Origin of the sequence: Salmonella sp. 32020114201800008SM (assembly GCF_017572025.1) — a bacterium.
In the GTDB taxonomy this organism is placed as follows: domain Bacteria; phylum Pseudomonadota; class Gammaproteobacteria; order Enterobacterales; family Enterobacteriaceae; genus Salmonella; species Salmonella enterica.
Window position 1 is genome coordinate 24,406 of the sequence record NZ_JAGEQM010000012.1, and the last position, 13,973, is coordinate 38,378.

The 13,973-nt window shown below is 53.7% G+C and carries 11 protein-coding genes; 10 read left to right on the top strand and 1 reads right to left on the bottom strand.

All coding sequences use genetic code 11. From position 1 onward, the window contains the following. Positions 1–23: 23 nt before the first annotated feature. The 5 genes from atpD (at position 24) to glmS (ending at position 6,482) form a co-directional block, all read left to right on the top strand. On the top strand, positions 24–1,406 hold the full coding sequence (atpD, locus tag J4613_RS21535; protein ID WP_000190499.1) for a F0F1 ATP synthase subunit beta: 1,383 nt from the start codon (positions 24–26) through the stop codon (positions 1,404–1,406). Between the two features lie 20 nt (positions 1,407–1,426). After that, positions 1,427–1,846, top strand: a complete 420-nt coding sequence (locus J4613_RS21540; RefSeq protein WP_001251971.1) for a F0F1 ATP synthase subunit epsilon — start codon at positions 1,427–1,429, stop codon at positions 1,844–1,846. A 229-nt stretch (positions 1,847–2,075) separates the two neighbouring features. Further along, entirely contained in the window at positions 2,076–2,774 is a 699-nt protein-coding gene (locus tag J4613_RS21545) for a Bax inhibitor-1 family protein (protein WP_000009904.1), read from the top strand. Between the two features lie 319 nt (positions 2,775–3,093). Then, positions 3,094–4,464: a bifunctional UDP-N-acetylglucosamine diphosphorylase/glucosamine-1-phosphate N-acetyltransferase GlmU gene (gene glmU, locus J4613_RS21550; protein WP_000934851.1), complete on the top strand. Its 1,371-nt coding sequence runs from the start codon at positions 3,094–3,096 to the stop codon at positions 4,462–4,464. 188 nt (positions 4,465–4,652) lie between these two features. Further along, positions 4,653–6,482, top strand: coding sequence for a glutamine--fructose-6-phosphate transaminase (isomerizing) (glmS, locus tag J4613_RS21555; RefSeq protein WP_080169926.1), 1,830 nt, complete (start codon positions 4,653–4,655; stop codon positions 6,480–6,482). Positions 6,483–6,632: 150 nt separating this feature from the next. Here glmS and J4613_RS21560 read toward each other — a convergent pair whose 3' ends face one another. Further along, entirely contained in the window at positions 6,633–8,390 is a 1,758-nt protein-coding gene (locus J4613_RS21560; protein WP_080169927.1) for an SgrR family transcriptional regulator, read from the bottom strand. Between the two features lie 94 nt (positions 8,391–8,484). Here J4613_RS21560 and J4613_RS21565 point away from each other — a divergent pair, with 94 nt between their 5' ends. The 5 genes from J4613_RS21565 (at position 8,485) to pstA (ending at position 13,916) form a co-directional block, all read left to right on the top strand. Beyond that, complete coding sequence (locus tag J4613_RS21565; RefSeq protein WP_000166716.1) at positions 8,485–9,303, top strand: shikimate 5-dehydrogenase; 819 nt, start codon at positions 8,485–8,487, stop codon at positions 9,301–9,303. Positions 9,304–9,351: 48 nt separating this feature from the next. Then, a complete protein-coding gene (locus tag J4613_RS21570) occupies positions 9,352–10,725 on the top strand; it encodes a fructose-specific PTS transporter subunit EIIC (RefSeq protein WP_000162545.1) in 1,374 nt (457 codons plus the stop codon). A gap of 165 nt (positions 10,726–10,890) precedes the next feature. Continuing rightward, the gene (gene pstS, locus J4613_RS21575) at positions 10,891–11,931 is read left to right on the top strand and encodes a phosphate ABC transporter substrate-binding protein PstS (RefSeq protein ID WP_000867131.1); all 1,041 of its coding nucleotides are present in this window, start codon (positions 10,891–10,893) and stop codon (positions 11,929–11,931) included. Positions 11,932–12,066: 135 nt separating this feature from the next. Further along, positions 12,067–13,026 (top strand): phosphate ABC transporter permease PstC, encoded by a 960-nt coding sequence (pstC, locus tag J4613_RS21580; RefSeq protein WP_000741630.1) that lies wholly within the window; start codon positions 12,067–12,069, stop codon positions 13,024–13,026. Next, positions 13,026–13,916 carry a phosphate ABC transporter permease PstA gene (gene pstA / locus J4613_RS21585; RefSeq protein ID WP_000212197.1) on the top strand — a complete coding sequence of 297 codons (891 nt, stop codon included), beginning with the start codon at positions 13,026–13,028 and terminating at the stop codon, positions 13,914–13,916. The genes pstC and pstA overlap by 1 nt, the downstream gene beginning before the upstream one ends. Positions 13,917–13,973: the final 57 nt, after the last annotated feature.

Sequence of the window (13,973 nt, forward strand, 5' to 3'; positions counted from 1 at the left end):
GGTTATTTCGTAGAGGATTTAAGATGGCTACTGGAAAGATTGTCCAGGTAATCGGCGCCGTGGTCGACGTCGAGTTCCCTCAGGATGCCGTACCACGCGTGTACGATGCCCTTGAGGTGCAGAATGGTAATGAGAAGCTGGTGCTGGAAGTTCAGCAGCAGCTTGGCGGCGGTATCGTGCGTACCATCGCGATGGGGTCTTCTGACGGTCTGCGTCGCGGTCTGGATGTAAAAGATCTCGAACACCCGATCGAAGTCCCGGTAGGTAAAGCCACGCTGGGTCGTATCATGAACGTCCTGGGCGAACCGGTCGACATGAAAGGCGAGATCGGCGAAGAAGAGCGTTGGGCGATTCACCGCGCAGCACCTTCCTATGAAGAGTTGTCAAACTCTCAGGAACTGCTGGAAACCGGTATCAAAGTTATCGACCTGATGTGTCCGTTCGCGAAGGGCGGTAAAGTCGGTCTGTTCGGTGGTGCGGGTGTAGGTAAAACCGTAAACATGATGGAGCTTATCCGTAACATCGCGATCGAGCACTCCGGTTACTCTGTGTTTGCGGGCGTAGGTGAACGTACTCGTGAGGGTAACGACTTCTACCACGAAATGACCGACTCCAACGTTATCGATAAAGTATCCCTGGTGTATGGCCAGATGAACGAGCCGCCGGGAAACCGTCTGCGCGTTGCATTGACCGGTCTGACCATGGCGGAGAAATTCCGTGACGAAGGTCGTGACGTACTGCTGTTCGTCGATAACATCTATCGTTACACCCTGGCCGGTACGGAAGTATCCGCACTGCTGGGCCGTATGCCTTCCGCAGTAGGTTACCAGCCGACTCTGGCGGAAGAGATGGGCGTTCTGCAGGAACGTATCACCTCCACCAAAACCGGTTCTATCACCTCCGTACAGGCGGTATACGTACCGGCGGATGACTTGACTGACCCGTCTCCAGCCACCACCTTTGCGCACTTAGATGCAACCGTGGTACTGAGCCGTCAGATCGCATCCCTGGGTATCTACCCGGCCGTTGACCCGCTGGACTCCACCAGCCGTCAGCTGGATCCGCTGGTTGTTGGTCAGGAACACTACGACACCGCGCGTGGCGTTCAGTCCATCCTGCAGCGTTATCAGGAACTGAAAGACATCATCGCCATCCTCGGTATGGATGAACTGTCTGAAGAAGATAAACTGGTGGTAGCTCGCGCGCGTAAAATTCAGCGCTTCCTGTCCCAGCCGTTCTTCGTGGCGGAAGTATTTACCGGTTCTCCGGGCAAATACGTCTCCCTGAAAGACACCATCCGTGGCTTTAAAGGCATCATGGAAGGCGAATACGATCACCTGCCGGAGCAGGCGTTCTACATGGTCGGTTCCATCGACGAAGCCGTGGAAAAAGCCAAAAAACTTTAACGCCTTAATCGGAGGGTGATATGGCAATGACTTACCACCTGGATGTCGTCAGCGCGGAGCAACAAATGTTCTCCGGTCTGGTCGAGAAAATCCAGGTTACGGGTAGCGAAGGCGAACTGGGGATTTACCCGGGGCACGCGCCGCTACTCACCGCCATTAAGCCTGGTATGATTCGCATCGTTAAGCAGCACGGTCATGAAGAGTTTATCTATCTGTCCGGCGGCATTCTGGAAGTGCAGCCTGGCAGCGTGACCGTTCTGGCGGATACCGCGATTCGCGGTCAGGATCTCGACGAAGCGCGAGCCCTGGAAGCGAAGCGTAAAGCCGAAGAGCACATTAAGAGCTCGCACGGTGACGTGGATTACGCTCAGGCGTCTGCGGAACTGGCCAAAGCGATCGCTAAACTGCGCGTTATCGAGTTGACCAAAAAAGCGATGTAACACCGGCTTGAAAGCATAAAACCAGTCTGATTGCGGACTGGTTTTTTTTTATCCTCTCAATTTTTATTCGATAAACTAGCAACGACAAAAACAAGCGGCTGAAGGCGACGCGTTTTCAGCGACAGCGCTGTTTTCATTAAATCCTTCTTTCTGTCATTGGCATCTGCACATTGTGCGAAGAAGGGAGGAATGGATGCGTTTTTATTGCATAAAATGAGGGATTATTACTATGTCATTTCAGCCATCCTTTGCGGGTCCACAACCCGACTCAAGGATTGATCGTACTACCTTTATTCGTCGTGCTTATCTTCATCTCGCCGTCGCCATCGTCGGTTTTATCGTATTGAGCGCGGCGTGGAGTTTTATAGGGGTCGGGGAGTATGCGCTTGATGTGCTGCTGGCTGGTGGAAGATATAGCTGGTTGGTTGTTCTCGGCGCTTTTATGCTGGTGGGAATGCTGGCGACCCGTCTGGCGGATAATGCGGGGAATAATCAAACGCAACTTATCGGGCTGGGGATTTATGTGTTGGCAGAATCCCTGATTTTTGCCCCCCTGTTAACGGTGGCGGCGTATATTAACCCGTCGAGCATTGGCGCGGCGGCAATAACGACTCTGTTGCTGGTCGGCGGCCTGACGTTTACCGCTTTTTCTATAAAAAAAGACTTTTCTTTTCTGCGCTCGTTTCTGACTATGGCTGGGTTCATTGCTTTTGGCGCGATTATTGCCAGCGTCATCTGCGGCTTCTCGCTGGGCGTCTGGTTTTCTGCGCTGATGGTACTGCTGTGCGCCGGGTTTATACTTTACGATACTTCTAACATTATTCACCATTACCCTACCGATCGCCCTGCTGGCGCGGCATTACATCTGTTTGCTTCTATCGCGACCATGTTCTGGTATATTTTGCGGATTTTTATGTCGCGTAATTAAGTAAAAAATACGCGCAACGGAAAACCAGCGGCCTCTGTCGCTGGTTTTTGCTTTTCTGACTCCCCTGCGCTTTATTACGTTATCTTCTTTATTTATGGAGTAAAAAAACAGCAAAAACATCGGACTACGTTGCCAATACGCGGGTGTTTTTACTTTTCAGGAGACAAGAGGCGCGGTAATGAACGAAAATGATTCATTAGCAGGCGGGGATTTTATCCCGGTGAGCGTTTTATCCTTCTTCCATTTTACGATGAAAAAAATGTAGTATTTTCAACGTGAAACAGTATAAATTCGTTCTCAAATTACAGTCAGGACGCGTATGTTAAATAGTGCTATGAGCGTAGTGATCCTTGCCGCAGGTAAAGGCACACGCATGTATTCCGATATTCCTAAAGTGCTGCACACGCTGGCGGGTAAACCCATGGTGCAGCATGTCATTGATGCAGCTACTAAATTAGGGGCCGCACAGGTTCATCTGGTCTATGGCCACGGTGGCGAGTTGTTAAAACAGACCCTGAAAGATGACAAGCTGAACTGGGTGCTTCAGGCGGAACAGTTGGGAACAGGTCACGCAATGCAGCAGGCCGCGCCCTTTTTTAGCGACGATGAAGATATTTTAATGCTTTACGGCGACGTGCCGCTGATTTCGGTTGAAACCTTACAGCGCCTGCGCGATGCCAAACCGCAGGGTGGTATTGGGTTATTAACCGTGAAGCTGGACGATCCGAGCGGCTATGGCCGTATTACGCGTGAAAACGGTAAAGTGACCGGCATCGTTGAACATAAAGACGCCACTGATGAACAGCGTCAGATCCAGGAAATTAACACTGGTATTCTGATCGCCAACGGCGCGGACCTGAAACGCTGGTTGTCTAAGCTGACTAACAATAATGCGCAGGGTGAATATTACATCACAGATATCATCGCGCTGGCTTATCAGGAAGGACGGGAAATCGCCGCGGTGCATCCGGCTCGCATCAGCGAAACGGACGGCGTGAATAACCGTCTACAGCTTTCTCGTCTGGAGCGTATTTACCAGGCCGAACAGGCGGAGAAACTGCTGTTATCCGGTGTTATGTTGCGCGATCCGGCACGTTTTGATCTTCGCGGCACCCTTCATTGTGGAATGGATGTGGAAATTGACGCTAACGTTATCATCGAAGGTTATGTAACGCTCGGTCACCGCGTGAAGATCGGCGCGGGCTGCATTATTAAAAACAGCGTTATTGGCGATGACTGCGAAATTAGCCCATACAGCGTGGTGGAAGATGCGCATCTGGAAGCGGCCTGCACCATCGGTCCGTTTGCTCGCCTGCGTCCCGGCGCGGAGCTGTTAGCGGGCGCTCACGTCGGCAATTTCGTTGAAATGAAAAAAGCGCGTCTCGGTAAAGGTTCTAAAGCCGGCCATCTGACCTACCTGGGCGATGCGGAAATTGGCGACAACGTGAATATCGGCGCGGGGACCATCACCTGTAACTATGATGGCGCGAACAAATTCAAAACGGTTATTGGCGACGATGTGTTTGTCGGCTCCGATACCCAACTGGTGGCGCCGGTTACTGTTGGTAAAGGGGCCACCATCGCCGCAGGGACTACCGTCACCCGTAATGTAGCCGACAATGAACTGGTATTAAGCCGCGTGCCGCAGGTGCATAAGCAAGGCTGGCAGCGTCCGGTGAAGAAAAAGTGATTTTGTAGGTCGGATAAGCGTCAGCGCCATCCGGCAGACCGGAGATGAGAGGATAAAATAATCCTCCGCTCCATGAGCAGTACTTATAAAAATAACCCCACTCTCTACAAGGCTCGGGGCGCCCGCAACGACGGGCATACAGGTCAGCGACAACGCATGGCGTAATGCCATAATCAGGAAATAAAACTATGTGTGGAATTGTTGGCGCTATCGCGCAGCGTGATGTAGCTGAAATCCTTCTCGAAGGTTTACGTCGTCTGGAATACCGCGGATATGACTCTGCCGGTCTGGCCGTGGTGGATGCAGAAGGTCATATGACCCGCCTGCGTCGCCTCGGTAAAGTCCAGATGCTGGCTCAGGCAGCGGAAGAACATCCTCTGCATGGCGGCACTGGTATTGCTCACACTCGCTGGGCGACGCACGGTGAACCTTCAGAAGCTAACGCGCATCCGCATGTTTCTGAACACATTGTGGTGGTGCATAACGGCATCATCGAAAACCATGAACCGCTGCGTGAAGCGTTAAAAGCGCGTGGCTATACCTTCGTTTCTGAAACCGACACCGAAGTGATTGCACACCTGGTAAACTGGGAACTGAAACAGGGCGGTACTCTGCGTGAGGCTGTTCTGCGTGCTATCCCGCAACTGCGTGGTGCGTACGGTACAGTGATCATGGACTCCCGTCACCCGGATACCCTACTGGCGGCACGTTCTGGTAGCCCGCTGGTGATTGGCCTGGGTATGGGCGAAAACTTTATCGCTTCTGACCAGCTGGCGCTGTTGCCAGTGACTCGTCGCTTTATCTTCCTTGAAGAGGGCGATATCGCTGAAATCACTCGCCGTTCGGTAAATATCTTCGATAACACCGGCGCGGAAGTAAAACGTCAGGATATCGAATCCAATCTGCAATATGACGCGGGCGATAAAGGTATTTACCGCCACTACATGCAGAAAGAGATCTACGAACAGCCGAACGCGATCAAAAACACCCTTACCGGGCGCATCAGCCACGGTCAGGTGGATTTAAGCGAGCTGGGACCGAACGCCGATGAACTGCTGTCGAAGGTTGAGCATATTCAGATCCTCGCCTGCGGTACGTCTTACAACTCCGGTATGGTTTCCCGTTACTGGTTTGAATCGCTGGCAGGTATTCCGTGCGACGTTGAAATCGCCTCTGAATTCCGCTATCGCAAATCTGCCGTGCGTCGTAACAGCCTGATGATTACCCTGTCACAGTCTGGCGAAACCGCAGATACCCTGGCTGGCCTGCGTCTGTCGAAAGAGCTGGGATATTTGGGCTCTCTGGCCATTTGTAACGTGCCGGGCTCTTCGCTGGTGCGTGAATCCGATCTGGCGCTGATGACCAACGCGGGTACGGAAATTGGCGTAGCATCTACCAAAGCCTTCACCACCCAGTTAACCGTGCTGTTGATGCTGGTGGCGAAACTGGCGCGTCTGAAAGGTCTGGATGCGTCCATTGAGCATGATATCGTGCATGGCCTACAGGCGCTGCCGAGCCGTATTGAGCAGATGCTGTCGCAGGACAAACGTATCGAAGCCCTGGCGGAAGATTTCTCTGACAAACACCATGCGCTGTTCCTGGGGCGTGGCGATCAATATCCGATTGCGCTCGAAGGCGCGCTGAAGCTGAAAGAGATCTCTTACATTCACGCGGAAGCCTATGCTGCAGGCGAGCTGAAACACGGGCCGTTGGCGCTGATTGACGCCGATATGCCGGTGATTGTGGTGGCGCCGAACAACGAACTGCTGGAGAAACTGAAATCCAACATCGAAGAAGTTCGCGCACGTGGCGGTCAGTTGTACGTCTTCGCCGATCAGGATGCGGGTTTCGTCAGCAACGACAACATGCACATCATCGAGATGCCGCATGTGGAAGAGGTCATTGCGCCTATCTTCTACACCGTTCCGCTGCAACTGCTGGCGTATCACGTGGCGCTGATTAAAGGCACCGACGTTGACCAGCCGCGTAACCTGGCGAAATCGGTTACCGTAGAGTAAGTACAAATGTAGTACCAGGCAGAAGGCCGTCGATAGACGGCCTTTTTTTGTGCGCCGTGACAGGCGCTGTTCTTTCTCTATGGTGGCTGAAGAGCGACTAAGAGGTGCTACGCCTACCTGCGCTACGGGTACCCGGTCACATTCTCTTCTTTAAGGCCCTGGCTCAATCCAGGTGGATCGGAAATCAAACCATCCTAGGTTATTCAGGTGGATCCCCCTGGCCCGGTCGGGGCCTTTGAGTCGCATCCAGTGGTGAAAAAGCGGCTGTAGCCAGCCTGAACGGGTGGTTTCCCTGACCAGTTGTTCCGCGCTGATGGTTTCGGCATGCCACTGGGTTTCCCATTGGGCCAGCAGCGCATCATCCCCACCGCTGATGGCGTGGCGCAGTAAAGGGGAGCCCAGCAGCCATGTACCGACGTTCCACTCTTCGGGAATGGGGAAATTGACCGTCCCCAGCCAGAGATCCACATTGGCTTTGCCATTCGCCCAGTCATCATAATTCAGCTCCACGCCCTCAAGTAAAATGCCCTGCTGGCGCATGATCTCTTGCATGATATCCAGGAGCATCGGAAATTCAGGGTGCTGATCGTGATAGGCCAGACGCAGTTTTGCGTAGGGCGACGACGAGATAAAAGGTGAACAGGCTGGGCCCGCCTCAATAGTATGAAACCAGGAGGACAGTAGGCTGCCGCCCGGTACCCAGAAGGGGCGAATTGCCTCACTCAGATGCTGGAGTAAGGCGTAAGGGCTGAGTGTTTCCCGCAGCCAGCGGCGATGTTCGGCGGTATGCCAGTGCGGAGAGCGACTGTCGCATAATAAAAAATAGCCTCCACGCTCAAGAAACATCTCGCGCAGGTTGTCAGAAGGTTTGCCTGATACCTGGCTAAGCCGTCCGGAAACGTAATCCTCATCGCTCAGGCTGGAACTGAGCCAGGCTGCCGTGTCGTTATCCGACAGCGATTCCGCCAGGTTATCTGTCTCCGTTAAATTCGGCCAGATAAAGACCTCCACTTCATCCAGCAGCCCGCGCAGGCCGAAATAGTGGTCAAAGGCCTTCATTTGCAGATGAAAGCCATTGTTTTCCACCACCTCATAAGGGCCAGTCCCCACAGGATGTGCCGGGAAATCAGCGCGTTGTGTATGGTCAGGCGGTAGGATCATGGCATCAATATGGCTGAGCAGCAGCGGCAGTCGGTTATCCGGGTGCGCCAGCGTAATTTCAAGGCTCAGCGGCCCGGTGGCCTGAATGGTCTGCAAGTGCGAGAACAACGGCAGCTTAGCGCTGCGGGTCAGTGAAGCGATAACCGCGTCGATCGTCAGCTCCTGACCATCATGCCAGAGGACGGCGGGGCGCAGATAAAAACGCCAGCGCAGCGGATCAATCTGCCGCCAGTGGTGGGCAAGATCGGCTTCGACTTCACCTTTTTCCTCATTTATGCGCGTCAGGCCGCTAAAAATCTGCCTGACCAGATGCTGCTCAGAGCGGCGCAACGGCGTGCCGGGGCACAGCGACGGCATTGTCCGGTAATAGGGGATGCACAGCCGCTGATAGTCTGCCCGCACGCTATAGCCCAGCTTTGAACGCAGCAGTTGCGCCACCTGGTGCTTATTTTTACCCAGCAGCTGAATGGCCTGATCAATATGACCAGACTCCAGTAACTGCTCCGCCTTTTCGCTTAACAGCTGTTCTGGTTTATAGCGCAGGTGAAGCCGGGCGCGATGCCCACGTCCGGCCTGTGATTGCCAGATGAGCCACTTTGCCTCCTGCATCTGAAGCAACAGATTACGCATATGCCGTCGGGTGCAGAACAACACATCCGCCAGCTCCTGTAATGTCACGCTAACAGGCTTGTCGCCATAGTGCTGGAGTAGCTTTAAGTATTTTTGTTCAGTGTGCCGGGTTGTCATAAAAGGTGAAATTTCCCGAACGGGAATGAGCAATTTTTAATATCCCCTTTTTAGCCGATGATTTTCTCTATCGCAACTTCTATGAGGATTCATCATGACAAAGCGCATTAATAAAGACACTCAGGTCTGCATGTCCTTGGCGGCACGCCCAAGTAACTTCGGTACACGCTTTCACAACTATCTGTACGAAGCGCTGGATCTCAATTATCTCTACAAAGCTTTCTCGCCGACCGATCTTACGCAGGCCATTAGCGGCGTGCGCGGTCTGGGGATCCGTGGGTGCGCGATCTCTATGCCGTTTAAAGAAGCCTGCATTCCGCTGGTGGATGAACTGGATGCTTCTGCTCAGGCCATTCACTCAGTTAATACCATTGTGAATACCAATGGCCATCTGAAGGCGTACAACACCGATTACATTGCAATAGCTCGCTTGCTGGCGAGTTACAAGGTCTCTCCCGACCTGGTGTTTGCTTTGCGTGGCAGCGGTGGTATGGCAAAGGCGGTGGCCTGCGCGCTGAAGGATGCGGGGTTTACCCGTGGTTATATTGTCGCGATTGATGAAGCGTCAGGTAAACAACTGGCCGAACTCTATGGCTATGAATGGCGCCCGGATACCGACGGTATTGAAGCCGATTTGTTAATTAACGCCACGCCTATCGGAATGGCTGGCGGTAATGATGCCGACAAACTCTCTTATTCCGAACAGGAAGTGGATAAGGCGAGCGTTATCTTTGATGTGGTGGCGCTACCGCCCGTCACACCGCTGATCCGCTACGCCCGTGAACGCGGTAAAACCGTGATTACCGGTTCCGAAGTGTTTGCTATTCAGGCCGTGGAGCAATTTGTCCTTTATACCGGGATTCGCCCGGATGACGCGCTGTTCCAGAAAGCAGCGGCCTGGTCACGCCTGTAACATTTTTTCCCGCTTTTTCTTTAAATTAAAAGAACAGGGTACCCTACTATGACTAAAAAAATTGTTGCTGTGACGGCCTGTCCGACGGGCGTCGCCCATACCTTTATGGCGGCAGAAGCGCTGGAAATTGAAGCCCGCAAGCGTGGTGACTGGATCAAGGTTGAAACTCGCGGTTCCGTCGGGGCGAAGAACACGCTGACCGCGGAAGAGATAGCGCAAGCGGATGTGGTGATTATCGCGGCGGATATTGAGCTGGATCTGTCAGGCTTTGTTGGCAAAAGACTCTATCGCACCAGTACCGGCGCGGCGCTAAAAAAGAGTGCGCAGGAAATGGATAATGCTTTCAATAGCGCCGAGGTCTATCAGGGGAGTGCCGGGCGCTCTTCTTCAGCTGGTAAAACAGAGCTACCCGGCGTTTATAAGCATTTAATGACCGGCGTATCCCATATGCTTCCTTTGGTGGTGGCGGGAGGGTTGTGTATCGCGCTCTCTTTTGTCTTCGGTATCCAGGCCTTCAATGAGCCGGGCACGCTGGCGGCTGCGCTATTTCAAATTGGTGGTAAGGCGGCCTTTGCGCTGATGGTGCCGGTACTGGCTGGGTTTATTGCCTTCTCAATTGCCGATCGTCCGGGCCTGGCCCCGGGGCTTATTGGCGGGATGTTGGCCAGCCTGTGCGGTGCTGGTTTCCTGGGAGGGATTGTGGCCGGTTTTCTGGCCGGTTACAGCGTACGGTTTCTGGCGCAAAATATTAAGCTGCCGGCGTCAATGGAAGCGCTTAAGCCTGTGCTGGTTTTGCCGCTACTGTCTACGCTGATTACCGGCCTTATCATGATTTACGTGGTGGGTGGCCCCGTTTCTGCGGTGATGGAAGGGCTGACGACGTTCCTGGGGAATATGACCTCTACGAATGCTATCTTGCTGGGAATGTTGCTGGGCGCAATGCAAGGTTTTGACCTTGGTGGGCCGGTGAATAAAGCTGCGTATACCTTCGGCGTCGGTTTACTGGCTTCTCATTCTTATATGCCAATGGCGGCCATTATGGCGGCAGGGATGGTACCGGCATTAGGAATGGGCGTCGCAACCTGGGCGGCCAGAGCGAAATTCAATGCCGCTGAGCATGAAGCGGGTAATGCATCTTTTATCCTGGGGCTGTGCTTTATCTCTGAAGGGGCGATTCCCTTCGCCGCGCGTGACCCGATGCGCGTCATCCCTTCCACGATGGTCGGTGGCGCAATCGCCGGGGGACTATCGATGTATTTCGGTTGTACACTGATGGCGCCACACGGCGGCCTCTTTGTCCTGGCGATCCCACATGCGGTAGAACATGTGATGCAGTACCTGCTCTCAATTGCCCTGGGCACGATTGTCTGCGGCCTGATGTACGCGCTGTTGAAACCGTCTGCGGTTGCGCAAACAGTTTAATTCATCTCCCCCTGCAGGCTGGTCTGGTGTCTCCCCGGGCCAGCTTTTTTATTTCCATTGTCATCAAACCGTCATAATCAAGACATATAACTGTCATCAATTTGTCCTATTTTGCTCATCGTAGCAACTCAAACAACGATTTACCGAAACCGTGCAGGAGACATTATGAAAGTTATGCGTACCACTGTCGCAACTGTTGTCGCCGCGACCTTATCGATGAGCGCGTTCTCTGCCTTTGCAGCAGCAAGCCTGACAGGTGCCGGTGCAACGTTTCCTGCGCCGGTGTATGCCAAATGGGCGGATACCTACCAGAAAGAAACCGGTAACAAAGTCAATTACCAGGGGATAGGCTCTTCCGGCGGCGTGAAACAAATCACCGCGAATACCGTTGATTTCGGCGCTTCCGATGCGCCGCTGTCTGACGAAAAACTGAATCAGGAAGGCCTGTTCCAGTTCCCGACGGTGATCGGCGGCGTGGTGCTGGCGGTGAATATTCCAGGCCTCAAATCCGGTGAACTGGTGCTGGATGGTAAAACGCTGGGTGACATCTACCTCGGTAAAATCAAGAAGTGGGATGATGAAGCCATCACTAAACTGAACCCAGGCGTGAAGCTGCCTTCTCAGAACATCGCTGTGGTGCGTCGCGCTGACGGTTCCGGTACCTCCTTCGTGTTCACCAGTTACCTGGCGAAAGTCAACGACGAGTGGAAATCGAAAGTGGGCGCGGGTTCTACCGTGAACTGGCCAACCGGTCTGGGCGGTAAAGGTAACGACGGCATCGCGGCATTTGTACAGCGTCTGCCAGGCGCTATCGGCTACGTTGAATACGCTTACGCTAAGCAGAACAACCTGGCCTACACCAAACTGGTTTCTGCCGACGGCAAACCGGTAAGCCCGACGGAAGAGAGCTTCTCTAATGCGGCGAAAGGCGCAGACTGGAGCAAAACCTTCGCGCAGGATCTGACCAACCAGAAAGGTGACGATGTGTGGCCAATCACCTCCACCACGTTTATCCTGGTCCACAAAGCGCAGAAGAAACCTGAGCAGGGTGCTGAAGTGTTGAAGTTCTTCGACTGGGCCTACAAAAATGGCGCTAAGCAGGCGAATGATCTGGACTACGCCAGCCTGCCGGATAACGTTGTTGAGCAGGTTCGTACCGCCTGGAAGACCAGTATAAAAGACAGCAACGGTAAGGCGCTGTATTAATTAACGAATTGGCGGATGGCGCTACTCTTATCCGCCCTACGGTTTCGACCGCAGGCCCACGTTGTAGGCCGGATAAGCGTAGCGCCATCCGGCAGGGGCAACGTCGTAAAACGCGTTTAATGGAAAGAGTAATTTATGGCTGCAACCAAGCCTGCTTTTAACCCGCCGGGTAAAAAAGGCGACATGATTTTCAGCGCGCTGGTAAAACTGGCTGCGCTGATTGTGCTATTGATGTTGGGCGGTATTATCGTCTCATTGATCATCTCCTCCTGGCCAAGTATTCAGAAATTTGGTTTCTCATTTCTTTGGACTAAGGAATGGGACGCGCCAAACGATATCTACGGCGCTCTGGTGCCCATTTACGGCACGCTGGTAACCTCCTTTATCGCACTGCTGATCGCCGTTCCGGTCAGTTTCGGCATTGCCCTGTTTTTAACCGAGCTGGCGCCAGGCTGGCTAAAGCGTCCGCTCGGCATCGCCATTGAACTGCTGGCGGCAATTCCCAGTATCGTGTACGGCATGTGGGGGCTGTTTATCTTCGCGCCGCTGTTTGCGACGTACTTCCAGGAGCCGGTCGGCAATATTCTTTCCAACATTCCGTTTGTCGGCGCGCTGTTCTCCGGCCCGGCGTTTGGTATCGGCATTCTGGCGGCGGGCGTCATCCTCGCCATCATGATCATCCCCTACATTGCGGCGGTTATGCGCGACGTCTTCGAGCAAACGCCGGTAATGATGAAAGAGTCCGCTTACGGTATCGGCTGTACTACCTGGGAAGTTATCTGGCGCATCGTGCTACCGTTCACCAAAAATGGCGTGATCGGCGGCATTATGCTGGGGCTGGGCCGTGCTCTTGGTGAAACGATGGCGGTCACTTTTATCATCGGCAACACCTACCAGCTCGACAGCGCGTCGCTGTATATGCCGGGCAACAGCATCACTTCCGCGCTGGCGAACGAATTCGCTGAGGCGGAATCGGGTCTGCACGTGGCAGCGTTGATGGAGCTGGGGCTGATTCTGTTTGTGATCACCTTTATCGTCCTGGCGGCGTCTAAGTTCATGATTATGCGTCTGGCGAAGAACGAGGGAGCACGTTAATGGCTACGCTTGATATGCAGAACACCGCGCAGCTCGCGGAATCCCGTCGCAAGATGCAGGCGCGTCGCCGCATGAAGAACCGTATCGCACTAACGCTATCAATGGCGACGATGGCATTTGGCCTGTTCTGGCTGATCTGGATTTTGATGTCCACCATCACGCGCGGCATTGATGGTATGTCGCTGGCGCTGTTTACCGAAATGACGCCGCCGCCGAACACGGCGGGCGGCGGGCTGGCGAACGCCCTGGCGGGGAGTGGATTATTGATTCTCTGGGCTACCGTATTGGGTACGCCGCTGGGGATTATGGCCGGGATCTATCTGGCGGAATATGGCCGTAAATCCTGGCTGGCGGAAATCATTCGCTTTATTAACGACATTCTGCTTTCCGCGCCGTCAATTGTTGTGGGGCTGTTTGTTTACACCATCGTGGTGGCGCAGATGCAGCACTTCTCCGGCTGGGCAGGGGTGATTGCGCTGGCGCTGTTGCAGGTGCCGATCGTTATCCGTACCACTGAAAACATGCTCAAGCTGGTACCGGATAGCCTGCGTGAAGCCGCTTATGCGCTGGGTACGCCGAAGTGGAAGATGATCTCCGCGATTACGCTGAAAGCCTCTATCTCCGGCATTATGACCGGTATTCTGCTGGCTATTGCGCGTATCGCCGGGGAAACGGCGCCATTGTTGTTTACCGCGCTCTCGAACCAGTTCTGGAGCACCGACATGATGCAGCCGATCGCCAACCTGCCGGTGACTATCTTTAAATTCGCGATGAGCCCGTTTGCCGAATGGCAACAATTAGCCTGGGCGGGCGTGCTGATTATTACCCTGTGCGTACTGCTGCTGAATATTCTGGCGCGTGTTGTTTTCGCGAAGAAAAAACACGGTTAAAGACATTGTCGGCCTGATAAGCGTAGCGCCATCAGGCATTATTTTACGGCGTGGCGG